The 25,593-nt window shown below is 65.4% G+C and carries 26 protein-coding genes and 2 tRNA genes; 19 read left to right on the top strand and 9 right to left on the bottom strand.

The genetic code is table 11. From position 1 onward, the window contains the following. Positions 1 to 586: 586 nt before the first annotated feature. The 6 genes from rsmG to rpmH are packed head-to-tail and all read right to left on the bottom strand — an operon-like array spanning position 587 to position 3,638. Positions 587 to 1,216, bottom strand: a complete 630-nt coding sequence (rsmG, locus tag ACTICP_RS01570) for a 16S rRNA (guanine(527)-N(7))-methyltransferase RsmG (protein ID WP_441888828.1) — start codon at positions 1,214 to 1,216, stop codon at positions 587 to 589. A 16-nt stretch (positions 1,217 to 1,232) separates the two neighbouring features. Further along, positions 1,233 to 1,727, bottom strand: coding sequence for a Jag family protein (locus tag ACTICP_RS01565; RefSeq protein WP_441888826.1), 495 nt, complete (start codon positions 1,725 to 1,727; stop codon positions 1,233 to 1,235). Beyond that, on the bottom strand, positions 1,727 to 2,794 hold the full coding sequence (gene yidC, locus ACTICP_RS01560; protein WP_441888824.1) for a membrane protein insertase YidC: 1,068 nt from the start codon (positions 2,792 to 2,794) through the stop codon (positions 1,727 to 1,729). The genes ACTICP_RS01565 and yidC overlap by 1 nt, the downstream gene beginning before the upstream one ends. A gap of 3 nt (positions 2,795 to 2,797) precedes the next feature. Beyond that, on the bottom strand, positions 2,798 to 3,148 hold the full coding sequence (yidD, locus tag ACTICP_RS01555) for a membrane protein insertion efficiency factor YidD (protein ID WP_441888822.1): 351 nt from the start codon (positions 3,146 to 3,148) through the stop codon (positions 2,798 to 2,800). After that, positions 3,145 to 3,495: a ribonuclease P protein component gene (gene rnpA, locus ACTICP_RS01550; RefSeq protein ID WP_441888820.1), complete on the bottom strand. Its 351-nt coding sequence runs from the start codon at positions 3,493 to 3,495 to the stop codon at positions 3,145 to 3,147. The genes yidD and rnpA overlap by 4 nt, the downstream gene beginning before the upstream one ends. A 5-nt stretch (positions 3,496 to 3,500) precedes the next feature. After that, the gene (gene rpmH / locus ACTICP_RS01545) at positions 3,501 to 3,638 is read right to left on the bottom strand and encodes a 50S ribosomal protein L34 (RefSeq protein WP_055952712.1); all 138 of its coding nucleotides are present in this window, start codon (positions 3,636 to 3,638) and stop codon (positions 3,501 to 3,503) included. 321 nt (positions 3,639 to 3,959) lie between these two features. Between rpmH and dnaA the strand changes: the two genes are divergently transcribed. The 17 genes from dnaA (at position 3,960) to ACTICP_RS01460 (ending at position 21,602) form a co-directional block, all read left to right on the top strand. Beyond that, positions 3,960 to 5,351 (top strand): chromosomal replication initiator protein DnaA, encoded by a 1,392-nt coding sequence (gene dnaA, locus ACTICP_RS01540; protein WP_441888817.1) that lies wholly within the window; start codon positions 3,960 to 3,962, stop codon positions 5,349 to 5,351. Between the two features lie 424 nt (positions 5,352 to 5,775). Then, a complete protein-coding gene (gene dnaN, locus ACTICP_RS01535; protein ID WP_441888815.1) occupies positions 5,776 to 6,918 on the top strand; it encodes a DNA polymerase III subunit beta in 1,143 nt (380 codons plus the stop codon). Between the two features lie 224 nt (positions 6,919 to 7,142). Beyond that, complete coding sequence (gene recF / locus ACTICP_RS01530; protein ID WP_441888813.1) at positions 7,143 to 8,327, top strand: DNA replication/repair protein RecF; 1,185 nt, start codon at positions 7,143 to 7,145, stop codon at positions 8,325 to 8,327. Then, a complete protein-coding gene (locus tag ACTICP_RS01525) occupies positions 8,324 to 8,809 on the top strand; it encodes a DUF721 domain-containing protein (RefSeq protein ID WP_441888812.1) in 486 nt (161 codons plus the stop codon). Before recF ends, ACTICP_RS01525 begins: the two co-directional genes overlap by 4 nt. Positions 8,810 to 8,928: 119 nt before the next feature. Then, positions 8,929 to 10,992, top strand: a complete 2,064-nt coding sequence (gene gyrB / locus ACTICP_RS01520) for a DNA topoisomerase (ATP-hydrolyzing) subunit B (protein WP_441888810.1) — start codon at positions 8,929 to 8,931, stop codon at positions 10,990 to 10,992. A gap of 26 nt (positions 10,993 to 11,018) precedes the next feature. After that, the gene (gyrA, locus tag ACTICP_RS01515; RefSeq protein ID WP_441888808.1) at positions 11,019 to 13,586 is read left to right on the top strand and encodes a DNA gyrase subunit A; all 2,568 of its coding nucleotides are present in this window, start codon (positions 11,019 to 11,021) and stop codon (positions 13,584 to 13,586) included. Continuing rightward, entirely contained in the window at positions 13,583 to 13,987 is a 405-nt protein-coding gene (locus ACTICP_RS01510; RefSeq protein WP_441888806.1) for a DUF3566 domain-containing protein, read from the top strand. The genes gyrA and ACTICP_RS01510 overlap by 4 nt, the downstream gene beginning before the upstream one ends. A 144-nt stretch (positions 13,988 to 14,131) precedes the next feature. Continuing rightward, positions 14,132 to 15,472 (top strand): histidine kinase, encoded by a 1,341-nt coding sequence (locus tag ACTICP_RS01505; RefSeq protein WP_441888804.1) that lies wholly within the window; start codon positions 14,132 to 14,134, stop codon positions 15,470 to 15,472. Then, the gene (locus ACTICP_RS01500; protein WP_441888802.1) at positions 15,460 to 16,152 is read left to right on the top strand and encodes a response regulator; all 693 of its coding nucleotides are present in this window, start codon (positions 15,460 to 15,462) and stop codon (positions 16,150 to 16,152) included. Before ACTICP_RS01505 ends, ACTICP_RS01500 begins: the two co-directional genes overlap by 13 nt. Then, entirely contained in the window at positions 16,149 to 16,973 is an 825-nt protein-coding gene (locus tag ACTICP_RS01495; protein ID WP_441888800.1) for a DUF4097 family beta strand repeat-containing protein, read from the top strand. The genes ACTICP_RS01500 and ACTICP_RS01495 overlap by 4 nt, the downstream gene beginning before the upstream one ends. Before the next feature lie 53 nt (positions 16,974 to 17,026). Further along, a tRNA-Ile gene (locus tag ACTICP_RS01490) sits at positions 17,027 to 17,100 on the top strand. Between the two features lie 25 nt (positions 17,101 to 17,125). Further along, positions 17,126 to 17,198, top strand: a tRNA-Ala gene (locus ACTICP_RS01485). 128 nt (positions 17,199 to 17,326) lie between these two features. Next, positions 17,327 to 17,668, top strand: a complete 342-nt coding sequence (locus tag ACTICP_RS01480; RefSeq protein ID WP_441888798.1) for a helix-turn-helix transcriptional regulator — start codon at positions 17,327 to 17,329, stop codon at positions 17,666 to 17,668. Next, on the top strand, positions 17,655 to 18,899 hold the full coding sequence (locus tag ACTICP_RS01475) for a type II toxin-antitoxin system HipA family toxin (RefSeq protein WP_441888796.1): 1,245 nt from the start codon (positions 17,655 to 17,657) through the stop codon (positions 18,897 to 18,899). The genes ACTICP_RS01480 and ACTICP_RS01475 overlap by 14 nt, the downstream gene beginning before the upstream one ends. A 168-nt stretch (positions 18,900 to 19,067) precedes the next feature. After that, a complete protein-coding gene (locus tag ACTICP_RS01470; RefSeq protein WP_441888794.1) occupies positions 19,068 to 19,655 on the top strand; it encodes a fumarylacetoacetate hydrolase family protein in 588 nt (195 codons plus the stop codon). Next, positions 19,652 to 20,890, top strand: a complete 1,239-nt coding sequence (locus tag ACTICP_RS01465; RefSeq protein WP_441888792.1) for a four-carbon acid sugar kinase family protein — start codon at positions 19,652 to 19,654, stop codon at positions 20,888 to 20,890. The genes ACTICP_RS01470 and ACTICP_RS01465 overlap by 4 nt, the downstream gene beginning before the upstream one ends. Before the next feature lie 40 nt (positions 20,891 to 20,930). Beyond that, complete coding sequence (locus ACTICP_RS01460; RefSeq protein WP_441888790.1) at positions 20,931 to 21,602, top strand: triose-phosphate isomerase family protein; 672 nt, start codon at positions 20,931 to 20,933, stop codon at positions 21,600 to 21,602. A gap of 42 nt (positions 21,603 to 21,644) precedes the next feature. On the opposite strand, the gene ACTICP_RS01455 is transcribed toward ACTICP_RS01460, so the two are convergent. After that, positions 21,645 to 22,730, bottom strand: a complete 1,086-nt coding sequence (locus ACTICP_RS01455; RefSeq protein ID WP_441888788.1) for a 3-deoxy-7-phosphoheptulonate synthase — start codon at positions 22,728 to 22,730, stop codon at positions 21,645 to 21,647. A gap of 250 nt (positions 22,731 to 22,980) precedes the next feature. On the opposite strand from ACTICP_RS01455, the gene ACTICP_RS01450 reads away from it, so the two are divergent. Both ACTICP_RS01450 and ACTICP_RS01445 read left to right on the top strand, forming a co-directional pair. Next, positions 22,981 to 24,114, top strand: a complete 1,134-nt coding sequence (locus ACTICP_RS01450) for an aminotransferase class V-fold PLP-dependent enzyme (protein WP_441888786.1) — start codon at positions 22,981 to 22,983, stop codon at positions 24,112 to 24,114. Positions 24,115 to 24,156: 42 nt separating this feature from the next. Further along, on the top strand, positions 24,157 to 24,579 hold the full coding sequence (locus ACTICP_RS01445) for an NUDIX hydrolase (RefSeq protein WP_441888784.1): 423 nt from the start codon (positions 24,157 to 24,159) through the stop codon (positions 24,577 to 24,579). Positions 24,580 to 24,605: 26 nt separating this feature from the next. Here the strand turns inward: ACTICP_RS01445 and ACTICP_RS01440 are convergent, their stop codons facing one another. Then, a complete protein-coding gene (locus ACTICP_RS01440) occupies positions 24,606 to 25,079 on the bottom strand; it encodes an aminoacyl-tRNA deacylase (RefSeq protein WP_441888782.1) in 474 nt (157 codons plus the stop codon). Beyond that, positions 25,076 to 25,573, bottom strand: a complete 498-nt coding sequence (locus tag ACTICP_RS01435) for a DNA helicase (protein WP_441888780.1) — start codon at positions 25,571 to 25,573, stop codon at positions 25,076 to 25,078. The genes ACTICP_RS01440 and ACTICP_RS01435 overlap by 4 nt, the downstream gene beginning before the upstream one ends. Positions 25,574 to 25,593 lie beyond the last annotated feature (20 nt).

Genomic DNA, 25,593 nt, shown 5'->3' with positions numbered 1-25,593 from the left:
CGAAGACACTTCGACCCGCTGCGCTCGCTCAGTGCGTTTCGTCTCCGGGCTCCGCCCTCCGCTCAACGACTGAAGGCGGAGTGTTTCACGTGAAACACAAGCGCGGCCCACCCCGGCCGTTGAGCGAGCCAAAGGTGAGACGAAACGCGTTGAGCGAGCCACCGGCGAGTCGAAACGAACTCACACGAAGCCACCTCGACTCACTCCGTCCGCTCAGCGCGTTTCGTCTCCGGGCTCCGCCCTCCACTCAACGACCGAAGGCGGAGTGTTTCACCGGTCGTTGAGCGAGCCACCGGCGAGTCGAAACGACTCCACCGAGAAGACACTTCGACTCGCTGCGCTCGCTCAGCGCGTTTCGTCTCCGGGCTCCGCCCTCCGCTCAACGACCGAGGCGCAAATGTTTCACGTGAAACACAAGCGCGGTCCACCCGGTCGTTGAGCGAGCAAAGCGAGACGAAACGCGTTGAGCGAGCCACCTGCGAGTCGAAACGGGTTCACACGAAGACACTTCGACTCACTCGGTTCGCTCAGTGCGTTTCAGCTCCGGGCTCTGCCTCCGCTCAACGACCGGCGGACAGATCTCTGTTCAGCGAACCGTGGCGCGAACGACGCGCGTCGTCTCAGTGAGAACTCCCGCACCGAGAACCTCCACGCGCACATCGCTCAAGCGATGCTTCTTGATCTGCTTCGCCGCCGCATCGATCTCGACCGGGGCGTTCTGCCCCTTGAGCAGCGCGAGCTCACCACCATCTCGCACGAGGGGCGCTGTCCACGGCAGCAACGTCCGCAGCGCGCTGACGGCACGCGCGGTCACGACGTCGAACTGCTTCGGCGAGACCTCTTCGGCGCGGGCACGCAGAACGGTGGCATTCGAAAGCCCCAGCTCCGATACCTGCTCATTGAGCCAGGCCACCCTGCGCTCCATCGGTTCGATGAGCGTCCAGGTCACGTCGGGGCGTGCAATAGCCAGGGCAAGCCCGGGCAACCCGGCGCCTGATCCGACATCCGCCGCAGATCCATGAAAGAGCGGAGCGGCGATCGCGCTGTTCAGTACGTGCCTCGTCCACAGGCGGGGCAACTCGAGCGGCCCGATCAGACCGCGCTCCTCCCCCTGCTCAGCAAGGTTCGCCGTGAACGCACGAGCCACATCCAACTGCGTACCGAACAATGACGCAGCGACCTCGGGCTCTGCCTCGACAGTCATACCTTCACGCAATGTTTCACGTGAAACATCAACGACGACGGATGACGGTGTGGCGATCAGCCCCTTCGCCGTACGACTCTGAAACGAGGCTCTTGTCAGCCACAATGTCGTGCACCAGCTTGCGCTCGTAACTCGACATCGACGGCAGCGACGCCTGTGATGCACCGTCGTCGAGCTTGAGCACTGCAGCATCGACGAGCTTCTCGAGTTGCTGGCGACGCACATCGCGCGAGCCGCCCACGTCCAGGATCAGCCGTGAGAACGAACCCGTCGTGCTCTGCACGGCGAGACGGGTAATCTCCTGCAGCGCCTGCACGGTGTCCGGGTCTGAGAGCGTTGCAATGCTCGAGTCCTCCGACTCGACCGAGACATACGCCCGGCCCTGACGAACGTCGAGGTTCAGGTCGCCATCGATATCAGCGATGTCGAGCAGCTCTTCAATGAAGTCCGCGGCGACGTCGCCCTCGTTCTCGAGCTGCTCGGCGGTAGGCTCCGAGCGTTCGTGGACGTGCTCCGTGGTCATCAGTTCGAGCCCTTCTTCTTCGCGCGCTTCTTGCTCACCGGCTGCTGACGCTTCGGCGTCTGCTGCTTTGCCTTCTCGACCTCGTCCAGCATCCGCTGCTGTTCAGCCTCGTACACGGCCATCGGCACCACCTTGCCCGACGAGTCGATCGCCTTGCCCTTGCGCGCCAGTCGTTCTTCGCGGGCCTTCGCCGCTTCAGAACCAGGAGTCGGCATCTCACGGATGACGAGGAACTGCTGCGCCATGGTCCAGAGGTTCGAGATGAACCAGTAGATGACGACACCAAGAGGGAAGAACACACCCGAGAAGATGAAGCCCAGCGGCAGCACGTAGAGCATGATCTTCTGCATCTGGTACGCCTGGCCGGTCTTGGCCTCGGGGGAGAGGTTCTTCGAGATGATCTGCAGCTGCGTGAAGAACTGCGAGCCGATCATCAGGATCACGAGGATCACGAGCAGAACGATCGCCACCGTGTTCTGGGAGTCGACCGCGTCACCCAGCGTCTCGTGCAGCGACACGACGCCGAACAGCTTCGCGTTGTAGAACTCCATGGTGAGTTCTGGACTCAGAAGACCCACGCCGCCCAAGCCGGCTCGGGCGTGATCGCTCACATCGCGCAGCACGCTGAACAGCGAGAAGAAGATCGGCATCTGCACGATGAGCGGCAGACAGCTCGACATCGGGGACGTACCGTGCCGCTTGTACAGCGCCATCGTTTCGCGGCTCATGGCCTCACGCGAGAGCTGATCCTTTTTGCCCTTGTACTTCTCCTGGACCTTCTTCATCTCAGGAGCGATTTCCATCATCTTGCGCTGGCTCTTGATTTGCCGCACGAACAGGGGGAAAACTGCTGCACGCACGACGATGACGAGGCCGACGATGGAGAGAACCCAGGTGACGCCGGATGCAGCCGGCAGCCCTACGGCGGTGAACAGCCAGTGCCAGGCGACGAGGATGAGCTCGACCGCCCACTTCAGCGGCCACAGGATCGTGCCGAGCAGGTCAAATCCACCTCCGCCGGAATCCGGGGTGGGCGTCGCAGACGCGAGCAGAAGGTCAAGACCCACTGTTCAGTCCTTTCGAGAAGGTACGACGAAACCTCGAGTGGTCAGGTCGTGTCGGAAATGGTCGTGAGGGCGCACGTCGTCGACGCCACCTTTGCTCCAGGGGTTGCATCTCAGAATCCGCCATCCCGAGAGCAGAGCGCCTTTCACTGCGCCGTGCTGCTGCACCGCCCCTACAGCGTAAGCCGAGCAGGATGGGTAATAGGTGCAGACATCTCCGTACAGGGGAGAGATCACGGCGCGATAGGCGGTGAGGAAGGCCAGCACCGCATTGCGGGGAATCAGCGGGATGCTGCGCACGAGGTCGCGGGCATGCAGCTGACCGCTTCCCATCGCGTAGGACGGCAGCACACTCATGCTCGCGCCGCCGCTGGCTGGAGCCGTGCAAGACACCGCGTCACGTCGACTTCGAGTTCCGCGAACGTCGCCGTCGCAGATGCAGGAAGGGCACGGATGACGACATCCGTGCCCTGAGGGACATCGATCCTCGCCTCCGCGCACACGGCCTTGAGCCGACGACGCACGGTGTTGCGGATCACAGCTGTCCCCACCTGCTTACTGACGATGAACCCGAACCGGGGCTCGCGTGCTTCACCGGTCGTCATCATCGAGGTGACGACTCGGGCGCCCCCGCACCGAACACCGCGACGGACGACCGACCTGTAGTCAGTGCCTCGCGTCAGTCGGAACGGACGGGCGAGCACGAGGCTTACGCCGAGAGCTCGGTGCGGCCCTTCGCGCGGCGGGCCGACAGGATGCCGCGGCCGGCGCGAGTACGCATGCGGGCGCGGAAGCCGTGCTTCTTGGCGCGACGACGGTTGTTGGGCTGGAACGTACGCTTGCTCATGGAATCACTCCGGGAATGGTGTCACCGGGTGAGTACGACCGGAGACATGGGGAACTGCCCAGATCCGGGCATAAGTCAACCGATTAAGGCTACGTCTTGTCGGCGCATAGAGCAAATGCTCGCGCTCGGGCCAGTGCCCGCCCGCAGACGCACTTCCCCATTATCCACAAACACACCGCCCGCGACGCGCGGGACACACCAGGGGTTTTCCACAGGCAGGTTGCCGTCCACTGCGGGGATGACTACCGTGGCAACCGAAGTTATCCACAGGGGGAACAGGGGCCACGAGCCCGCTCTCCCGCCACCACCGCCCGGAGCGCCATGTCCTCTCCTGCCCTGCCCGACGTTCCGATCTGGGCACAGGTGCTGGACCTGCTCGATGAGGACGATCGCGTCACTCCCCAGCTGCAGGGCTTCCTCAGCCTGGCCGTCCCCGCCGGCGTGATGAGCAGCACTCTGTATCTCGATGTTCCGAACGACCTCACGGCCGCACAGATCAACAAGCGGCTGCGGGTGCCCCTCATGGAGGCACTGGCCCAACTCGGGCAAGAAGTCACCTCGTTCCGTGTGGTCGTCAACCACGAGCTCGCTGAACAGCAGACTGCCCCCATCGCCGTGGCCGACTTCGGCCGCCCCGACGCACCGCGCACGGATCTCCCGATCGAGCAGCCGACGCCCATGCGCCACGAGTCACGGCTGAACCCGAAGTACACCTTCGACAATTTCGTCATCGGGCAGTCGAACAGGTTCGCTCATGCGGCGGCCGTGGCGGTCGCCGAAGCACCGGCCAAGGCGTACAACCCACTGTTCATCTATGGCGACTCCGGTCTCGGCAAGACCCACCTGCTCCACGCGATCGGCGACTACGCGCAGTCCCTCTACACCGGGGTGAAGGTCCGCTACGTCTCCAGCGAAGAGTTCACGAACGACTTCATCAACTCCATCGCCAACAACCGCGGTTCAGCATTCCAGGCCCGCTACCGCGATGTCGACATCCTGCTCATCGACGACATCCAGTTCCTGCAGGGTCGCGCCGAAACGCAGGAGACGTTCTTCCACACGTTCAACACCCTCCACGATCACAACAAGCAGATCGTCATCACCAGCGACGTGGCACCCAAGCATCTGACGGGCTTCGAAGACCGCATGCGCAGCCGGTTCGAGTGGGGTCTCATCACCGACGTGCAGGCGCCCGACCTCGAGACCCGTATCGCGATTCTGCGCAAGAAAGCACAGAGCGAAGCGCTGCACATCCCCGACGACGTGCTCGAGTACATCGCGACGATCGTCTCCTCCAACATCCGCGAGCTCGAGGGTGCGTTGATCCGGGTGTCGGCGTTCGCGAGCCTGAACCGCTCCTCGCTCGACATCTCCCTCGCCCAGTCGGTGCTGCGCGACATCGTCGATACGGCCGAGCACAACATCATCTCGCCGACGGACATCATCACCGCGACCGCCCAGTACTTCAAGCTCACGGTCGATGATCTGTACGGATCGAGCCGTTCGCAGCAGATCGCGACCGCGCGTCAGATCGCGATGTACCTGTGCCGCGAGCGCACGAACCTTTCGCTGCCCAAGATCGGTCAGCTGTTCGGTAATCGCGATCACACCACCGTCATGTACGCGTACAAGAAGATCAGCGACCTCATGAAAGAACGTCGCTCGATCTACAACCAGGTGACCGAGATCACCACGCAGCTCGGCCGACGCTGACAGCATCCGGATTCGGAGTTGACAGACGCCGTCATCATCCCTTTAAATGCCGCTTTGCACATGTGGATAACTTGTGGATGAATGGGCTTCGGGTTCGGGACGAATGTGTGCGGATCGGGGCATACTGTGGATAACTCTCTGAAGAGCGGATGCTGCACCATCCCCGTATTCACGCGGATTCCTCAGTAGTTCCACATCTCACACGCTTGTAGTTCCCTACGGACGTCTACTATCCACCGAGTTATCCACAGTATCCACAGCTGTTAACACTGTTAAGAAGTTATTCCTCTACAAAGCCGGATCCGATCACCTCAAGGACGAGCTGAACCAGGCGTATGGCGCATTGTCGCTGTAGGGATACGATGGGAACCCCTGCGGTGGGCCAAGCTGCGCAGGTCATGTGATTCACGACGAGGGAGCGCCAGTGAGGTTCCAGGTCAACCGCGATGTCTTCAGCGAAGCAGTGTCCTTCGTCGTCAAGCTGCTTCCACAGCGCAATCCCCAGCCGATCCTGGCCGGTGTGCTGATCGAAGCGGGTGACGAGGGTCTCACACTCTCAGCGTTCGACTACGAAGCATCCGCTCGCACCACCATCGAAGCAACGGTCGACGATCCGGGCACGATCCTCGTCCACGGCCGTTTGCTCTCCGATATCGCCAGCCGCCTGCCGAACGCACCGATCGAGATCGCCGTCGAAGACGATGGCGGCATCGCCGTCACCTGCGGTTCGGCCCGGTTCACGCTCGCCGCCATGCCCGTGGAGGAATACCCGTCGATCCCCGAGGTCACGGGATCATCCGGTGTCGTCCCGGCCGATGAATTCGGCACCGCAATCGCGCAGGTCGGTTTCGCAGCATCCCGCGACGATGTCACCCCTGTGCTCACCGGTGTGCAGCTCGAGGTCTCGGAGCAGAGCCTTTCGCTCGTCGCGACCGACCGCTATCGCGTATCGCTGCGCGACGTCCCGTGGGACGGCCAGGCTTCCGAGCAGGCAGCACTCGTTCCCGCCCGCACGCTCACCGAAGTCGGCAAGACCTTCGGCAACGCCGGCACGATACAGGTCGCCTTCTCGGGCAGCGGGGATCGCGAGATCATCGCTTTCACCGCGGGGAACAAGACCGTCACATCGTTGCTGATCAAGGGCAACTTCCCGCCCGTGCGCCGGCTGTTCCCCGAGCAGACCGACCACTACGCGGTCGTCAACACCGCCGATCTCATCGAGGCCGTCCGTCGTGTGGCCCTGGTTCTCGATCGTGCGGCCCCGCTGCGTTTCACGTTCACGTCCGACAGCGTGACGATGGATGCTTCGGGCAGCGAGCAGGCGCGCGCATCCGAGTCGGTCGACGCCCACCTCTCCGGCGGCGACGATGTCACCCTCGGACTGAACCCGCAATACCTGACCGAGGCACTCAGCGCGGTCAAGAGCGAGTTCGTTCGTGTCACTTTCACCTCGAGCGACAACGCGAACAAGCTCAGCCCGGTGCTCATCACGAGCCAGACGTCGGTCGATCAGGCCGGCGCCGACTCGTTCAAGTACCTGCTGCAGCCGAACCTGTTGCTTCGGTAAGGATCGGTTTCGGCTCGCTACGCTCGCTCAACCCGTTTCGTCTCGGCGCTACGCGCCTTCGCTCAACGACCGGCGTACCGAGCGGAGAGATGGATGCCTGCGGTGGGCTGGCACCGGGTCCGGCGGGAGCACGGCCGCAGGCCGAGCGAGGGCATGTCCCGCTGCAGGCATCCATCTCGCAGCGCAGCACCGCACGTGTCACACCCCCGAAGTAGGCTGAGCACGTGATTGTGGAGCACCTGAACCTGGTCGACTTCCGCAACTATGCGACCGCAGATCTGCAGTTCCTTCCCGGCCCGAATGTTCTCGTCGGCCGCAATGGTCAGGGCAAGACGAATCTGGCCGAGGCGGTGGTGTTCCTCGCCACCCTGGGGTCTCATCGCGTTTCAGCGGATGCGCCGATGGTGCGCGACGGACAGGAATTCGCTGTCATCCGGGCACGGCTGTCTGTCGGTGACCGCCGTGTGCTCACCGAGGTCCAGATTAACCGGCAGGGTTCGAACAAGGCCCGCATCAACGGGTCTCCCTCGAAAACGAGCGAGCTCCCCCGCTATGCGCACGTGGTCCTCTTCGCGCCTGAAGATCTGCAGATCGTTCGTGGCGATCCATCATCGCGCCGCCGGTTCGCCGATCAGCTGCTGATTCAACGCGCGCCGCGCATGGCCGCCGTCCTCGGTGACTACGACCGGGTGCTGAAGCAGCGCACCGCCCTGTTGAAGTCGGCCCGCGCCCGCGGCGTCCGCGGTGAAGCACTCACGACACTCGAGGTCTGGGACGACAAGCTCATCGCCCTCGGTTCCGAGATCATCGACGCGCGGATGCGGCTTGCCGCCGATCTGCAGCAGCCGCTGGCCGCGGCATACACGGCAATCGCGGGTGAGGATCACCGCCCCGAGCTCGACTGGGCGCTGTCCGTGCGCGGCGGCGATCCGGAGGAGGGTGATGTCACAGCATCCGACTCTCGTGGCGTCCTCGCCGATCAGTTCCGCGCGGCGCTGCAGGCCAAGCGCACACAAGAGCTCGATCGCGGACTCACCCTCGTCGGGCCGCACCGTGACGACCTCATGCTGCGGGTGCGCGATCTGCCCGTGAAGGGATATGCGTCCCATGGCGAATCGTGGTCGGTCGCGCTGTCGCTGCGCCTGGCCTCCGCCGAGCTGTTGCGCGCCGAGTCCCCCGCTGGTGACCCCGTGCTCATCCTCGATGACGTTTTCGCTGAGCTCGACGCTGATCGCCGCCAGCGATTGGCCGCGCTCACGGTCGGGTACGAGCAGGTCATCGTGACGGCCGCTGTCGAGGAGGACATCCCCGAACCTCTCCACCGGCATGTCGTGCGCATCCACGCGGGTACGATCAGCGACGAGCGCGGGAGCGAGACGACGGATGCTGGGGAGGAGGAGTCGCGATGACCGACCCCGGCACCCCTGAGACCGTTGCAACCTATCTGCGCCTGCGCGGTCTCAAGCCCAGCTCGAAGAGCTGGAAGCGCAAACGCCGCATCCATGATGACGACGAGAACGCGCCGTTCACCCCGGGGCGCGATCCCGGTGCCCTCGGGTCCGTGCTCGACAAGCTCAGTCGCGAGGCCGGCTGGGAGATCACGTTGGCGCGCGAGGACCTCGTCCGCCAGTGGGCAGATCTCGCCGGTGCCGACACGGCGAAGCACTCCGAACCGGTGTCTTTGGAGAACGGGATGCTGACGGTGAAATGCGATTCGACGGCGTGGGCGAAGAACCTCCAGTTCATGCGCGCAACGATCCTCACGGAGATCGGCCGGCGCTATCCACAGGCCGGTGTGGACAACCTCCGCTTCATCGGTCCGGACGTCCCTTCTTGGAAATGGGGGCCCAGAGCCGTCCCAGGGCGGGGTCCGCGCGATACCTACGGGTAGGACACCATCAATGGGGTCCCGATCGATTTCAGGGCCACACACGGCCGTTCAGCGAGGTGAACGGCCCTCGATGAGGGTAGACTGGGCATTCGAGATATCGATGTGGAGAATGCCCTCTGATGACGCCTGAAAATACTGCTGACGAGCCTGAATCCACACCCGGTGAAACCCCGGCGAACACCCCGTCAACCAATACTCCGCCGTCTGCCGATTACGGCGCCGACCAGATCCAGATCCTCGAGGGTCTTGAGGCGGTGCGCAAGCGCCCTGGCATGTACATCGGCTCGACCGGTCCGCGGGGTCTGCACCACTTGGTCTACGAGATCGTGGACAACTCCGTCGATGAGGCGCTCGCCGGCTACGCCGACACCATAGTCGTGACCCTGCTCGCCAACGGCGGGGTCCGCGTGATCGACAACGGCCGCGGCATACCGACCGGACCGCACTCGTCCGACCCGAGCAAGTCGACTGTCGAGGTCGTGCTGACGATCCTGCACGCCGGCGGCAAGTTCGGCGGGGGTGCCTACGCGGTCTCCGGTGGTCTGCACGGCGTCGGCTCGTCCGTGGTCAACGCGCTCTCGAGTCGTTTCGACGTCACGGTGAAGCAGAAGGGCTTCGCCTGGCACCACCGGTTCGCCGACGGCGGCGTTCCGCAGCAGAAACTCGAGCAGGGCGAGCCGACCGATGACACCGGCACTGACATCACCTTCTGGCCGGATGCCGAGATCTTCACCGAGTCGGTCGAGTTCGAATACGACGTGCTGCGCACGCGCTTCCAGCAGATGGCATTCCTCAACAAGGGGCTGCGCATCGAGCTGCACGATGAGCGCGAGGGCGGCACCTACGAGATCGAAGAAGAGGGCACCGCCGTCACGAAGCAGCGCGAGGATGTCTTCCTCTACGAGCGCGGCCTCGTCGACTACGTGGAGCACCTGAACCGGGTTCGCCACACCGAACCCGTCACCGACGAGATCATCGACTTCGAATCCGAAGACACCGAACGCAAGATCTCGCTCGAGATCGCGATGCAGTGGACGACGGGCTACTCCGAGAACGTCTACACCTACGCGAACACGATCAACACCCACGAGGGCGGCACGCACGAAGAGGGCTTCCGTGCGGCGCTGACGACGCTGGTGAACAAGTACGCCCGCGCCAACGGCATCCTCAAGGAGAAGGACGACAACCTCTCCGGCGACGATGTGCGCGAGGGCCTGACCGCGGTCATCTCGATCAAGCTCGGCGAACCGCAGTTCGAGGGGCAGACGAAGACCAAGCTCGGCAATACCGAGGCAAAGGCGTTCGTCCAGAAGATCGTCGGCGACCAGCTCGGCGACTGGTTCGAGCGCAACCCGTCGCAGGCGAAGAACGTCATCCGCAAGGCGATCGATGCGGCCACCGCCCGGCTCGCCGCGCGGAAGGCGCGCGAGACCGCACGCCGCAAGAGCGTGTTCGAATCCGCCGCGATGCCCGACAAGCTCAAGGACTGCACGAGCAAGGATCCCTCGATCAGCGAGATCTTCCTCGTCGAGGGCGACTCGGCCGGCGGCTCGGCGGTTCAGGGTCGTGACCCGCACACGCAGGCGATCCTGGCCCTGCGCGGCAAGATCCTCAATGTCGAGCGCGCGCGCCTCGACAAGGCATTGGCCAATAAAGAGGTCCAGGCGATGATCCAGGCCTTCGGCACGGGCATCGGCGAGGACTTCGACATCGAGAAGGCCCGCTACCACAAGATCGTGCTGATGGCCGATGCCGACGTCGACGGGCAGCACATCACCACGCTGTTGCTGACGCTGCTGTTCCGCTACATGCGCGGGCTCATCGAGGCCGGCTTCGTCTACCTCGCGATGCCGCCGCTGTACCGGCTGAAGTGGACGAATGCGCCCCACGAGTACGTGTACTCCGACGCCGAGCGCGACGCACTGCTGCAGCACGGCCTCGAGAACGGCAAGCGCATCCCGAAGGACTCCGGCGTGCAGCGCTACAAGGGTCTCGGCGAGATGAACGCCAAGGAGCTGTGGGAGACCACGATGGATCACACCACCCGCACGCTGCGGCAGGTGACCATCGAAGATGCTGCCAGCGCGGACGAGATCTTCAGCGTTCTGATGGGCGAAGACGTGGAGTCCCGCCGCACATTCATCCAGCGCAACGCCAAGGATGTCCGGTTCCTGGACATCTGACGCGCATCCGGATCTGAGAGAAGCACATGACTGACGAAGAACGCCCTGACATCAGCGCGATGCACGAACACGGCAAGATCGACCAGGTCGACCTGCAGTCCGAGATGCAGCGCAGCTATCTCGACTACGCGATGGCCGTCATCGTGGGTCGTGCCCTGCCCGACGTGCGCGACGGCCTCAAGCCCGTGCACCGCCGGGTCATCTACGGCATGTACGACGGTGGGTTCCGCCCCGACAAGTCGTTCTCGAAGTGCGCGCGCGTCGTCGGCGAGGTGATGGGTCAGTACCACCCGCACGGTGACACCGCGATCTATGACGCCCTGGTCCGGCTCGTGCAGCCGTGGTCGATGCGCTACCCGCTGGCGCAGGGTCAGGGAAACTTCGGTTCTCCCGGCAACATGGGTGCCGCCGCCCCGCGATATACCGAGACGAAGATGGCTCAGCTCGCACTCGAAATGGTGCGCGATATCGAAGAGGAGACCGTCGACTTCCAGGACAACTACGACGGGCAGACCCAGGAGCCGATGGTCCTGCCGGCCCGTTTCCCGAACCTGCTCGTCAACGGTTCGGTCGGCATCGCGGTCGGCATGGCGACCAACATCCCCCCTCACAACCTGCGCGAAGTCGCCAATGCCGCACTGTGGGCGCTGGATAACCCCGAGCTGCCGCGCGAGGAGTTGCTCGAGGGCCTCATCAAGCGCATTCCCGGCCCCGACTTCCCCACTGGCGCGCAGATCCTCGGCTCCAAGGGCATTCATGAGGCCTACCGCACCGGTCGCGGGTCGATCACCATGCGTGCGGTCGTCGACGTCGAAGAGATCCAGGGGCGCACCTGCCTGGTCATCACCGAGCTGCCGTACCAGGTCAACCCCGACAACCTCGCGGTGAAGATCGGCGACCTGGCCCGCGACGGCAAGATCACCGGCATCGCCGACATCCGCGACGAGACCAGTGACCGCACCGGTCAGCGGATCGTCGTGGTTCTCAAGCGGGATGCTGTCGCCAAGGTCGTGCTGAACAACCTGTACAAGCACACGCCGTTGCAGGACAACTTCGGCGCCAACATGCTTGCGATCGTCGACGGTGTGCCGCGCACGCTGGCGCTGGACGGTTTCATCTCGAACTGGATCACGCACCAGATCGACGTGATCGTCCGCCGCACGATCTTCCGCCTGCGCAAGGCGGAGGAGCGGATGCACATTCTGCGTGCGTACCTCAAGGCACTGGATGCTCTTGACGAGGTCATCGCGCTGATCCGCCGCTCCCCCACGCCGCAGGAGGCGAACGAGGGTCTGCAGAAGCTGCTCGACATCGACGAGATCCAGGCCGACGCGATCCTGCAGATGCAGCTGCGCCGCCTGGCCGCGCTGGAACGGCAGAAGATCGTCGACGAGGCCACCGAGCTCGAGGCGAAGATCGCGGACTTCAAGGCGATCCTCGCCGACGAGTCGCGTCAGCGCACCATCATCCGTGAAGAGCTCACCGAGATCGTCGACCGCTTCGGCGACGAGCGCCGTACGCACATCCTGCACGGTTTCGACGGCGATGTGTCGATGGAAGACCTCATCGCCGAAGAAGAGATGGTGGTCACCGTCACCCGTGACGGGTACATCAAGCGCACCCGCAGCGACAACTACCGGTCGCAGCACCGCGGCGGCAAGGGCATCAAGGGTGCACAGCTGCGCGCCGACGACATCGTCGAGCAGTTCTTCGTCACGACGACTCATCACTGGCTGCTCGTGTTCACGGACAAGGGACGGGTCTACCGGACCAAGACCTACGAGGTCCCCGAGGCCGGCCGCGACGCCAAGGGCAGCCACGTTGCGAACCTCCTGGCGCTGCAGCCCGATGAGGGCATCGCCCAGGTCCTCGCGATGCGCGATTACGACGTCGCCGACTATCTGGTGCTCGCCACCCGCGACGGGCTGGTGAAGAAGACGCGCCTGACCGAGTACGACACCAACCGTCAGGGCGGGGTCATCGCGATCCGCCTGCGCGAGGACGACGAGCTGGTCAGCGCCATGATCGTGGATGCGTCCGATGACATCCTCCTCATCAGCCGCAAGGGTATGTCGGTGCGCTTCCACGCGAACGACGCTGCACTGCGTCCGATGGGCCGTGCGACCGCCGGGGTCACGGGTATGAAGTTCAAGGGCGACGATCGCCTGCTCTCGGCATCCGTCGCCGACCCCGAGGGATACGTGTTCACCGTGACCGACGGCGGGTACGCCAAGCGCACCGAAGTCGAGCAGTATCGGGTGCAGAACCGCGGCGGATTCGGCATCAAGGTCGCCAAGCTCCACGACGATCGGGGCGTTCTCGCGGGCGGTCTGATCGTCAGTGAGGACGACGAGGTCTTGGTGGTTCTCTCCAGCGGCAAGGTGGTACGCTCTGCCGTGGCCGAGGTGCCCGCAAAGGGCCGAGACACCATGGGAGTGGTGTTCGCGCGTACGTCAGAGAACGACCGCATCCTCGCGATCGCCCGCAACGGAGAGCGGGGCCTCGAAGAAGACGAGGTGGATGCGGCATCCGACGCTCCCGAGTCAGCCGCGGCCCCCGAATCGAATCCTGACCCTGAGGAAACAGACGAATGAGCACAGTAGCCGACAAGCTGGCGAAGAAGTCCACGCGCAAGACCGGCGGCAAGCAGGTCCGGCTGCGCCTGGTCTACGTCGATTTCTGGTCGGCTGTGAAGCTCTCGTTCCTGGGGGCGGTGGCGCTGGCGATCGTGACCATGGTCTCGTTCTTCCTCATCTACCTGGTGTTCCAGGCGACCGGGCTGCTCGCCGGAGCGGACGACTTCGTCGGCCAGATCACCGACAACGCGGTCTCGCTGAGTTCGCTGATGGGTCTCCCCCAGGTGATGGCGTTCGCCGCGGTCGTCTCGATCCTGAACCTCATCGTGTTCACCGTGCTCGGCGCGGTCGTCGCCGGCATCTACAACCTCGCCGTGAAGGTGACCGGCGGACTGCTGGTCGGATTCATGTCGAACTGACGCCTCTATGTGAGGAAGGGCGGATGCTTCGGCATCCGCCCTTCCTCGTTCGGGAGCACCCGCGCTCGAGGTAGGGAAAACCGGAACGCACCTCTCTGGTTGACTCGGTGCCGATGAGGGGTGCGTGCGGCCTACCTTGGAGGCATGACCACTCAGCCTGTCCCACCGCCACCGGCGGAATCTCCGTCTCCGGCATCACCGGTGCCCCCCTCTCCTGCGCCGGCCGCTGCGGCGCGGGCATCATCCGCCGAGACACCGCCGCTGCGCATCGCGCTCACCGTGCTGCACCTCGCCGGTCTCGGTGTGCTCGGCGCCATCGTCATCACCGTGCTGTCGGCGCTGCTGAGCATCGGGGTGGGGCTCGCGCTCGTGCTCGGCATCGGGCTGCTGTTCCTCGTCGCGTTCGTGTACGTGTTCTACGGCGCCGCGTGGTTCGAGGTCGGCCGGGCGAGCAGCCTGTACCGCCTCGATCTCTCGCCGCTGCGCTGGCGTGGCAGCCGGCACACCGGGTTCGGCGGGTGGCTGCATTCGCTGTGGCGGCAGCTGATCGACGGGCGCACCTGGCGTGCGATCGCGAACCTCGCCATCGCCTGCGTCATGGGCACGCTCGTCGTGCGGCTGTTCGGTGCCCTCATCCGCTCGGCCTTCGCGGCGTTCGCGCCGCTCACCGGCGCCGACGTGGTCACCCTCCCGTTCCGATTCGGTGCCTCCGATGTGTCCGCGGCCTGGGCTCCCCTGCTCGGCGCCCTCGGCGTGGTGCTGACGGCCGCCGCGATCATCGGCCTGGCGCTGCTGCATCGCGTCCTCACCCGCGCGATCGTGGTGGAGAGCCGTGAGAAAGAGCTCACCGAACAGGTGCGCACGACCAGCGCCCAGCGGGAGGGTGCGGTGCGCGCCGCCGACGTCGAGCGCACGCGCATCGAGCGCGATCTGCACGACGGCGTCCAGCCGCGTCTTGTCTCGGTCGGCATGACGCTGGGATTGGCGCAGCAGAAGATCGACGCCGACCCGGATACGGCCAAGGAGCTCATCGGCGAAGCGCACACCTCGACGAAGGCGGCCATCACCGAGCTGCGACAGTTGGCACGCGGCATCCATGCATCGGTTCTGGACGACCGCGGTCTGGATGCGGCGCTGTCGGCGCTGGCCGGCCGATCGCACATCCCCGTAAATCTCGATGTGCGGATGGATGGTCGATGCAGTCGGGATGCCGAGGCGGCCGTGTACTTCTGCATCGCCGAATCCCTCACGAACGCCGCGAAGCACTCGCGGGCGAGTGAGTGCCGGGTGATCGTGCGGGTGCGTGAGGGCAACATGCTCTGGGCGCGGGTCGAGGACAACGGCATCGGCGGCGCGCAGGTGCTCGCCGGCGGCGGACTCGACGGAGTGTCGAACCGCGTGCTCGCGGCCGGTGGAACGTTCCGTCTCGACAGCCCGCAGGGTGGTCCGACGTCGCTGGAGGTGAGTGTGCCATGCGCATCCTGATCTGTGAGGACTCCGTCCTCCTCCGCGAAGGGCTTGTGCGCCTGCTCGAGGACTCGGGTCACGTCGTGGTCGCGGCCCTGGCCGACACCGAGATGCTCACCGAGAGCGTGCAGACCACGGATCCTGAGCTCTGCATCCTCGACGTGCGGCTGCCTCCGACGTTCACCGATGAGGGCATTCGTGCCGCGCTCGGCTTGCGGGTCACGCATCCGCAGCTGCCGCTGCTCGTGCTGTCGCAGTACGTCGAGGAGCGGTACGCGAGCGACCTCATCGCATCGCAGGGCGGCCCGCTCGGGTACCTGCTGAAGGATCGGGTCGCCGACGTGGACGAGTTCGTCGCATCGGTCGAGCGGATCGCCGAGGGCACGACGGTGTTCGATCCCGAGGTCGTCGCCCAGCTGCTCACCCGTCGTCACCGCGATGACCGCATGCAGAATCTGTCAGAGCGGGAGCGCACGGTGCTCGCGCTGATCGCCGAGGGCAAATCGAATCACGCGATCGCGGCGCTGCTGTTCCTCTCAGAGGCGAGTGTCGAGAAGAACATCACCGCCATCTTCCAGAAGCTGGGGCTTGAGCCGGATGAGTCGGGAAACCGACGGGTGCTCGCCGCGCTGGCGCATATCGAGATTTCCGGCGGGCCGGCAACCGGTCCGTCTTCGCAGACAGGAGCAGAACGATGAACGAGCAGAAGCAGGACAACAGCGGTTTCAAGACCGTGGCGATCATCACCGCGGTCGTCGGCGGGATCGCGTTGATCGGGTCGGGAACAACCGCCGCGTTCGGTGCCGTCAACGCCCTCGGCCAGGGGAACGGATCGGATCAGTCCGACCGGGTCGACGTCAGCGGAGTGACCGAACTGATCGCCGACGTGGCGGCCAGCGATGTCACCATCCGGTTCGGAGACGTCGACGAGGCGGAGCTGCAGGTCAGCGGGTCGGACGGTCGATGGACTCTCGAGCGCGACGGAGACGAACTCAAGCTGCGCAGCCCGGACAGCTGGTTGAGCTGGGGCGGTGACTGGTCGTGGTTCGGTGACTGGGGACGCGAGGAGAACGTCGATCTGCTGCTGCCGCAGGAGCTGGCCGGTATCGACGCCGATCTCTCGCTCGGGGCCGGCGCCCTGGACGTGGAGGGCGAATTCGGCGAGTTCGAGGTCGACATCTCTGCCGGGTCGGTACACGTGAACGGCTCCGCGACGGCACTCGACGCCGAACTCAATGCCGGACGAGCCGAATTCGAGCTGGCCGACGTCGACACCGCCTCGTTCGGAGTGTCTGCGGGCGAGTTGGTCTCGACGCTGACGGGCAGCGCCCCCCGCGAGGTCGAGGTGGGCGTGAGCGCCGGTTCGCTCACACTCGCGCTGCCGGACGTCCCCTACGACGTCACCCAGGATGTCAGCGCCGGTTCGGTCGACAACGACTTGCAGACGGCGTCGAACTCACGCAACTCGGTGAGGGTCGATGTGTCCGCCGGCAACGTGAAACTGCGGACGTCGGACTGATCGATCTGGATTCGGAAAATCTGTCAAACTCCGGTAAAGTCTTGGAGGTTGACGGGGCTATAGCTCAGGCGGTTAGAGCGCTTCACTGATAATGAAGAGGTCCCAGGTTCAAGTCCTGGTAGCCCCACTCCTCAACTCAAGAAATCCCTCACGGGGCCTTAGCTCAGTTGGTAGAGCGCCTGCTTTGCAAGCAGGATGTCAGGAGTTCGAATCTCCTAGGCTCCACAGATAACCGTCACTCCAAGAAGACCTCGCACATGCGAGGTCTTCTTGCTTTTCGCCGCGCGGCAAGCACGGCGAACTAAACTGTAGATAAACATCTATCGGAAACGTGTCGGTAGTATCCTATCTACATGCCACGGAAGAAGATCGTCCCGACCTCGGAGGCTGCCGATGCTGCTCGCATCCTCGGGCAGCAGATCCGTCTGGCCAGGCATGCCAATCGGATGACCGCGGCTCGCTTGGCGGAGCTCGTCGACGTCTCTCCACGCGTGATCACGATGATCGAGCGCGGCGACGTCGGAGTCACTTTCGGCAATGTGCTCAATGCGGCCGTGCACGCCGGCGTCCCTCTCTTCGACATCACCGATCCGAAGACACTGGCGCGCACCCGACAGCAGGGCGAGCAGGCGCTGACCCTGGTGCCGTCCAACGTCCGCAACCGCAGAGAGAGGGAGATCGATGGCGACTTCTGACCCCGTCCGGCGCGGTCCGTTCGTGTGGGCGTACCTCCCTGGCGCTTCTGAACCGGTGGTGGCCGGTGTCATGGCGCAGTCCTCCACCGGCAGTGGACTCGCGTTCCGCTACGCCGACAGCTATCTCGCTCGCGGTAACGCCGTCAGTCTCGGACCGGATCTTCCGCTGAGTGAGAGGTCTTTCGCGCCCGCCCCCGGGCACGGTATGCCCTCGAGCATCCGAGATGCGATGCCAGACACGTGGGGCCGACAGGTGATCAACCGCGAACTCGGCTTGGGCATCGAAGACCAACTCCCGGACGTGCGCTACATGCTTGAGCCCGGAAGCGACCGCGTGGGAGCGATCGACTTTCAGGAGAGCCCCCGCGACTATGTCGAACGTCGAGGAGGGGGAGACCTGTCAACGATCGCGAGTGGTGCCGTGACCGTCGACGACGGTGCCTCAGGTCCAGAGCTTGCGCGCGCGGTCCGGAACACCCTCACTGCCGCCGGAGGATCTCAGCCCAAGGCGTTCGTGCGGTTCGAAGGTCGGCAATGGCTGACGAAGTTCGAGACGCCCTACGACAAGCAGTCGCCCCTCATCAAGGCTGAGCGCGCAGCGCTTCACATCGCGAGGCACGCGGGTCTGGATGTTCCAGACGCCCGCCTGATCGATCTCGATCGGCGTGGCCTGGCTCTGCTCACGGAGCGGTTCGATCGCGAGGTCAGTGGCCAGCCGGAGAGTCCTGCTCGTAGACAGGTCGTGTCGGGCCTCACCGTGGCCGAGGACTATCGCGCGCACGGGGCTTCGTACCCGAGCTTGCTCGAGAAGCTCCGGAAAACCTCCATGCACCCGTCGGAGGCGGGGCCCGAGCTCTTCCGGCGGCTCGCTTTCCGCATCGCGATGCGTATCGATGACGACCACCTGCGAAACCTGGCGTTTTTCTGGGACGGCATGCACGCACGGTTCACGCCGGCATTCGACCTGTCACCGGATTTGGCGAGTACACCCATCGGGCTGACAGATCTCGGGGGAGGGACACGCGAGTTCACACTGTCGGCGCTGGTCCAGCAGCATCGTCACTACCAGCTGAGTAAAGCAGCGGCCCGAGAGGTCGCCGATCGGATTGTCGAGGTGGTCATCGACCATCGTGCTGACGCTGCGGAGGTCGCGACGATGCTCCCGCACGAGCGGGAGATGCTGCTCACCCGCACGGCGACCCCAGAGTTGATCGGTCCCGACCTGGGTTGAAGACTTTCAGCTGAAGTGACGGATCGCTCGCCGGCCACGCCAGAGGTGTGATCGGAAGAGGGTTCGATCCGTAGGCTGGCGGCATGGCACGCGCGAAGCGGAAGACGCTCCCCCAGGACTTCGACGAGATCCTCCGATCCGACGATCTGCCCGGCGGATGTCGGCGATGTGCCGCTCACCGTGTTCCTGAAGTCCCCGCATACCGTGGTGGCCGAAGGTACCGCGTTGACGGCGCGGACGTCCGCCGGTGTCTTCGCTGAAGCTGAGATCGCCGTTGTGATCGGACGACGGATGTCCTCGGCATCCGCGTCCGACGTTTTCGACCATGTCTTGGGCTATACCGTGGTCAACGATGCCACCGATCCGGGCGAGATCGCGGGGGATCCTCGGCTGTTTCGTGCGAAGAACGGGTCCGCCTTCACCCCGGCCGGTGCGTGGATAGAGACCGATTTCGATCCCGCTGAGGCGACGATCACCGTTGCTGTCGATGGACGGATCGTGGCGACGGCGAACGCCAGCGATCTGCACGTCTCCATCGCCGAGCAGCTTGCGTACATCAGCGAATGGACGGTCCTCGAGCCCGGGGACGTGGTCATGACCGGATGTCCCGGAACAGGTGTGATGGTCCGGCCAGGAGAATCCGTCGAAGTGGCCGTCGCGGGTCTTGGCAGCGTGGGAACAACGGTACGCTCCGCCCCTGACTCCACCGCACCTCAACGAAATGCCGCGCCCGCGGGAACAGGAGAAAGATTGTGAAGACCCTGATCCTGGACGATGATCCCACGGGGACGCAGTCGGCGAGCGATGTGACGGTGATGCTCCGCTGGACGGCTGAGGCGATTGCCGATGAGCTGCGGAATGCAGATGCCGTCTACCTGCTCACGAATACGCGTGCCGTGGACGAGGACTCCGCCGTGGCTCTCGTGCGGAGGATTGTCGATGACGCTCGACGGGTCGAGAAACTGATCGGTGAACCCATCCGGTTCGTGCTCCGGGGAGATTCAACGCTTCGCGGACACGTGTTCGCGGAATCGGAAGCCGCGGGCGGAGCCCTGCCCATCCTGTTCGTGCCGGCATATCCGGAGGGTGGACGTACGACGGTCGACGGACAGCATCTCGTTCGCGTTGGCGGCGAACTGCTCCCGGCTGAGCGGACCGAGTTCGCGGGCGACCCGGTCTTCGGGTACGAGAACGGCCGGCTCGACGAGTACGTTCGGGAGAAGTCCAAGCGCACACCCCGACTGCTGGGAACCCGGATTGTCCGAGACCCGCGCGCGATACGCGAGGCGCTCCGCAACGCAGTGGATAACGACGTCCTCCTTCCGGACGTGCACGACGACGGCGATATCGAACGAATCGCCGCCGCCGTGCGAGACGTCCGGCCGGAGCGAGCGTTCGTGGTGCGCTCGGGTGCGCCGCTCGCCGCCGCGATCGCCGACGTCTCCAGCGATGGGCTGCTGAGCGCCCCACTCGCACGGCCCGCCGGCCCGGTGCTCCTTGTGTGCGGCTCGCACACCGGAGCCGCGGGTCGTCAGCTCGCCGAGGTCGAACGTATTCATGGCGCTGTCTTCGAGATCGATACTGAGGCGGCACTAGCGGACCCGGAGAGCGAAGGCGGGCGCATCGCATCCCTCGTGCTTGAACGTCTTCAGGGATCCGGGCTCGCAGTCGTCTCCAGCGAACGCGTCCGCCGCCCTGAGCATGACACTCTGGCGCATGGCGAGCACGTGATGCGCGCGTTGATGGTCGTCGTCGCGGCCGTACGCCACCTGACTGGCACGGTCATCTCGAAGGGCGGCATCACCGGTGCTGATGTCGCGCGCGAGGGGATCGGCGCTGATCATGCAGTTGTCCGTGGTCAGATCCTGGCCGGAGTCTCGGTCTGGGGTCTCCGGTCCGCTGACGGCGATGACATCGTTCAGGTCGTCGTGCCAGGAAACGTCGGCGAAGACGACACCCTCGTGAAGGCGCTGCGCGCCGTCGGACGCTGACCTCGAATGGGCCTGCCGAACACAGCAGGTTGCCGAACGAGTGGGCGCGCACGAATCTGTGCGGTCAGGGGACGTCGAAGTTTTCGTCGCGCCGAGTTACCTGCACGTCGACGACGCGCTGCGCGCGTTCGAGGGGACGCCTGTCCATGTGGCGGCGCAGGACGTGTCTGCGTATGGCCGAGGCGCGTACACCGGTGAAGTGTCGGCGCTCGATCTGGCTGAATCAGGCGTGCGATTCGCCGAGATCGGCCACGCCGAGCGACGCCGATTGTTCAACGAGACCGACGCCGTCGTCGCCGCGAAGACCTCCGCCGCGCTCGCCGAAGGCATTGTGCCGGTGCTCTGTCTCGGCGAGACCGTCGCCGACGGCGTGGCCAGCGCTGTGGGAGACGTCATCAGTCAGTTCGACGGCGCCTTGCGCAATGCACCGGCGGGTCGGGTCGTCGTCGCCTATGAGCCGGTCTGGGCGATCGGAGCCGCGGAGCCGGCGCCGGTGGAGCACATCACCGCAGTCACACGGGAGATTCGCACACGCCTCGCGGACGACCCGAAGCGTGCGGGGTCGTCGGTGATCTACGGTGGATCTGCTGGCCCCGGACTGCTCACCGTTCTGGGACGGAACGCAGATGGCGTCTTCCTCGGCCGATTCGCTCACGATCCCGCAGCCTTCGCCGCCGTCCTGGACGAAGCAGCGGCGGCCGCAGTGTCGTGAGCGGCGCGTACGAGCGAACCGAACGTGACGGGCGCCGTGCGATCACCGAGACCCGCGCCGCTGCCGCACGCCGTCCGCGAGTTGCGCGAGCGCCGTGGCCGTGGCGTCCCACCCCATGCAGGCATCCGTCACGCTCTGCCCGTGCACGAGCCGAGTGCGCCCGGCCGACACGTCCAGCTTCTGAGCCCCTTCGACGAGGTTACTCTCGAGCATGACGCCGGCGATCGCCGCACCGTCGGTTGCGATCTGCTCCCCCAGTTCGCGGGCGACGACGGACTGGCGCACGTGGTCCTTGCCGCTGTTGGCGTGACTGGCGTCGACGATCACGCGCGCGCCGAGCATCGCGGCATCCAATCGGCGAGACGCCTCCGAGACATGCGCGCCGTCGTAGTTCGGGCCGTCCGCTCCCCCGCGCAGAATGATCGACGTGTCCGGGTTCCCGGTCGTCGACACGAGGCTCGCCCGCCCGTCGGCGCCGATCCCGAGGAACGCCTGCGGAGCGGATGCCGCGGCCGCAGCATCCAGCGCCACCTGAAGCCCGCCGTCCGTGCCGTTCTTGAAGCCGATCGGCATCGACAGGCCCGATGCCAGCTGCCGGTGGATCTGGCTCTCCGTCGTGCGCGCGCCGATCGCACCCCAGGTGATGAGGTCGGCGGTGTACTGCGGGCTGATCGGCTCGAGGAACTCCGTGGCGCACGGCATCCCGAGCGCGGTGACATCGCGCAGGAAACCGCGCGCAAGGCGCAGGCCCGACTCGATGTCGTGGCTGCCGTCGAGGTGCGGATCGTTGATCAGACCCTTCCACCCGACGGTCGTGCGCGGCTTCTCGAAGTAGGTGCGCATGACGATCAGCAGGTCATCGCGGTGCTCCTCGGCCTCGCGAACCAGCCGACCGGCGTACTCGAGGCCGGCCGCGGTATCGTGGATCGAGCAGGGTCCGGCGATGACGATCAGCCGGTCGTCCTCCCCCGCCATGATCGCGCGCACCTCATCGCGGGTGCGCGCCACGAGGGCAGACCGCTCGTCTCCGATCGGCAGCTCGGCGGAGATCTCGCCCGGCGCTGGAAGGGTCGTGAACCTCGCGACGTGCAGGTCGGCGGTGGTCTCGGTTGCGGTGCTGGTGCTCATGGGTCCTGTCCTGTCTGGCGACGGACCCCGGATGCAGAGCCCGCCGAAACGGCGAAAGCCAGAGCAAATGCTCTGGCTTGTCGGCTCTGAAGGTGTCGGTATGCGCTAGATCAGCGACGGCCCCTCCAGAGCCGACTCAAAATACGCATACCAACGGGTTGTCATGCGAATGACCCTACCCCATGCAGAACCGACCGCGCGCCATGAGACGATTCTCGATCGATCGCACCCGGTATGGGATGCTGGGCGCATGACCGCACTTCCGCACGATGACGTCGACCCCGGGGGCCTCCTCGAGTACTCGGTGGTCTTCACAGACCGTTCCCTCAACCACATGTCCGCGCGCTTCGTCGACGTGATGCAGCAGGTGCTCGGCATCCTCGAAGAGGCGTACAACGCGCACACTTCGGCGATCGTCCCCGGCGGCGGCACCTACGCGATGGAGGCCGTCGCCCGCCAGCTCGCGACGGGCCGGCGCACCCTCGTCGTGCGGAACGGTCTGTTCTCGTTCCGCTGGTCGCAGATCCTGGATGCCGGTGGCATCAGCGACGACGTCACCGTCCTGACCGCCAGGCCCGACAGCGACGACGTGCAGGCCGCCTGGTCGCCCGCGCCGATCGACGACGTCGTCGCGGCGATCCGCCTGCGTCAGCCGGAGGTCGTCTTCGCCCCGCACGTCGAAACGGCCGCGGGCATGATCCTGCCCGATGACTACATCCGCGCGCTCGCCGATGCCGCCCACGAGGTCGGCGGTCTGCTCGTGCTCGACTGCATCGCCTCCGGCGCGATGTGGGTCGATATGCAGAAGCTCGGCGTCGACGTGCTGCTGAGTGCGCCGCAGAAGGGCTGGAGCGGAACCCCAGGGGCCGGTTACGTCATGCTCAGCGAAGCCGGACGGGAGGCCGTGACCACGCGCCCGGCGACGAGCTTCGCGATGGACCTCGCGAAGTGGCTGTCGATCGCCGACGAGTACCGTGCCGGTCGCCCGGCCTATCACGCGACGATGCCGACCGACGCTCTGGTGCGGAACCTCGCCACGATGATCGAGACGCGCGAGCGCGGGTTCGAGCAGCTGCGAACGGCGCAGCTCGAACTGGGTGCGCGCGTGCGCGAGGTGCTCACCGCGCACGGACTCCCGTCGGTCGCGGCCGCCGATTTCGCAGCCCCCGGCGTCGTCGTGGTGCACACCGACGACCCTGCGCTCAAATCAGGTGCCGCTCTCAAGGAGCAGGGCCTGCAGGTGGCAGCGGGCGTGCCGCTGCAGTGCGACGAGCCGGCCGGGTTTTCGACCTTCCGGTTGGGGCTGTTCGGACTCGATAAGCTCGCCGACATCGACGGCACCGTTTCGCGCCTTGAGACGACGCTGGATGCCGTGACCGGCTGACACACGCCCTGCCGATGGGGTCACACCGGATAGGGTGTCCCCATGGATCTGCGGGTCGCTGCGTACGCCGTTATCACCGATGATGACGGCAGGGTGCTGTTGGCGCGTTGGACAGAGGGGCGCCGCCTCGCCTGGACGATGCCCGGCGGCGGGCTCGAGGCGGGTGAGGATCCGGAAGATGCCGTCCGGCGCGAAGTGCGCGAGGAGACCGGTTACGCTGCGCGTGTCGGCGAGCTGCTCGGCATCCATTCGCGGGTGATCCCCGCCGGCCGGCGGACGCGCGAGGCGGATGCTCCGCTGCACACCCTGCGCATCGTCTACACCGCCGATATCACCGGCGGCAGGCTTCGCTTCGAAGAGAACGGCTCCACCGACATGGCGGCCTGGTTCACGCTCGACGAGGTCGCGAAGCTGCAGCGCGTGAAGCTCGTCGACATCGCCCTGGGCATGGCCGACATCATCTGACCCGGCGCCGTATGTTGCCGGAAACCTTATGCCTCCGGAACCGAGATGTCCGAAACAGTGGCGCCGTAGGCGTCGATCAGCGCGTCGGCGTCGACGAACAGGCTGTACCCGTGTGCACCGGCCCCCATCGCGATCCGGTGCCCGGCGATCGACTCGTCGGCGTAGATCGGCCAGTCGGTCGTGCTGCCGATCGGAACGATGGTGCCGCGCTCGTAGCCGGTTGCCGCGAGGGCGAGCTCCGGCTCCGGCAGACGCAGCTTGTTGACCCCCACCAGGGCGCGCAGCTTCGGCCACGAGATCGACCGACCGCCCGGAATGAGCGCGAACAAGTACGTGTCGTCGGATCGTTTCACCACGAGGGTCTTCACGATGCCGGATGCCGGGATGCCGAGCAGACCCGCAGCCTCATGGAGACTGCGGGCGTTCGGACGTTCGCGGATCTCGATCTCGAGGCCGCGAGCCGCCGCGGCATCCCGAACGCGATCGAGAGGATCGCTCACGCGTCGGGCGCGGCGAGCGGGTCGTCTGCGACCCAGAGCTCGTCGTCGGTGTGCAGCGCCTGCCAGGCGGCGTAGAGCACACCGGCGGCCGCTGCCGCCCCGAGGACGATCGCGACGATCGCGCCGAGGCCGGGGCCCTGCTTCTTCTTGACGATGCGGCCGTTCGAGACGGTCAGCCCCTGGCGCTTGGCGTTCGCGACATCCCAGGCCGAGAGCGCACTGCCGACGACGCCGCCGACCATCGGGACGACCTTGTCGTCCACGACGTGGCGTCCGAACTTGAGTCCGCGGTCCACGGCTGGTGCGAGATTGCGCTTATAGCTGTCCTGGACGACAGGGAGTACCTGCTCGCGGCCGACGTTGCCGAGCTGGCGACCGGCCTCACGAGCAATGTCGGCGGCGTGGCCGACGAGCTCCTGCTGGTTCTCCCAGAGATCGGTCGCGTCATTCTGCAGACGGCGCAGTTCCTTCTTGCGCTTGCGAGTCAGGCTCATATTGTTCTCCTGTCGAAGTG

Source organism: Microbacterium sp. (assembly GCF_052102115.1).
Lineage (GTDB): Bacteria > Actinomycetota > Actinomycetes > Actinomycetales > Microbacteriaceae > Microbacterium.
The sequence above is the reverse complement of the archived record's forward strand: the minus strand, read 5'-3'. Positions and strand labels throughout refer to the sequence as shown.

Coding starts and splice junctions, on each gene's coding strand:
- ACTICP_RS01565 (WP_441888826.1), bottom strand. CDS start 1,727: ATGACCACGGAGCACGTCCACGAACGCTCGGAGCCTACCGCCGAGCAG.
- gyrA (WP_441888808.1), top strand. CDS start 11,019: ATGACTGACGAAGAACGCCCTGACATCAGCGCGATGCACGAACACGGC.
- ACTICP_RS01510 (WP_441888806.1), top strand. CDS start 13,583: ATGAGCACAGTAGCCGACAAGCTGGCGAAGAAGTCCACGCGCAAGACC.
- gyrB (WP_441888810.1), top strand. CDS start 8,929: ATGACGCCTGAAAATACTGCTGACGAGCCTGAATCCACACCCGGTGAA.
- rpmH (WP_055952712.1), bottom strand. CDS start 3,638: ATGAGCAAGCGTACGTTCCAGCCCAACAACCGTCGTCGCGCCAAGAAG.
- dnaA (WP_441888817.1), top strand. CDS start 3,960: ATGTCCTCTCCTGCCCTGCCCGACGTTCCGATCTGGGCACAGGTGCTG.
- ACTICP_RS01525 (WP_441888812.1), top strand. CDS start 8,324: ATGACCGACCCCGGCACCCCTGAGACCGTTGCAACCTATCTGCGCCTG.
- ACTICP_RS01450 (WP_441888786.1), top strand. CDS start 22,981: ATGACCGCACTTCCGCACGATGACGTCGACCCCGGGGGCCTCCTCGAG.
- yidD (WP_441888822.1), bottom strand. CDS start 3,148: ATGAGTGTGCTGCCGTCCTACGCGATGGGAAGCGGTCAGCTGCATGCC.
- ACTICP_RS01455 (WP_441888788.1), bottom strand. CDS start 22,730: ATGAGCACCAGCACCGCAACCGAGACCACCGCCGACCTGCACGTCGCG.
- ACTICP_RS01505 (WP_441888804.1), top strand. CDS start 14,132: ATGACCACTCAGCCTGTCCCACCGCCACCGGCGGAATCTCCGTCTCCG.
- ACTICP_RS01480 (WP_441888798.1), top strand. CDS start 17,327: ATGCCACGGAAGAAGATCGTCCCGACCTCGGAGGCTGCCGATGCTGCT.
- ACTICP_RS01500 (WP_441888802.1), top strand. CDS start 15,460: ATGCGCATCCTGATCTGTGAGGACTCCGTCCTCCTCCGCGAAGGGCTT.
- ACTICP_RS01495 (WP_441888800.1), top strand. CDS start 16,149: ATGAACGAGCAGAAGCAGGACAACAGCGGTTTCAAGACCGTGGCGATC.
- ACTICP_RS01435 (WP_441888780.1), bottom strand. CDS start 25,573: ATGAGCCTGACTCGCAAGCGCAAGAAGGAACTGCGCCGTCTGCAGAAT.
- ACTICP_RS01475 (WP_441888796.1), top strand. CDS start 17,655: ATGGCGACTTCTGACCCCGTCCGGCGCGGTCCGTTCGTGTGGGCGTAC.
- ACTICP_RS01445 (WP_441888784.1), top strand. CDS start 24,157: ATGGATCTGCGGGTCGCTGCGTACGCCGTTATCACCGATGATGACGGC.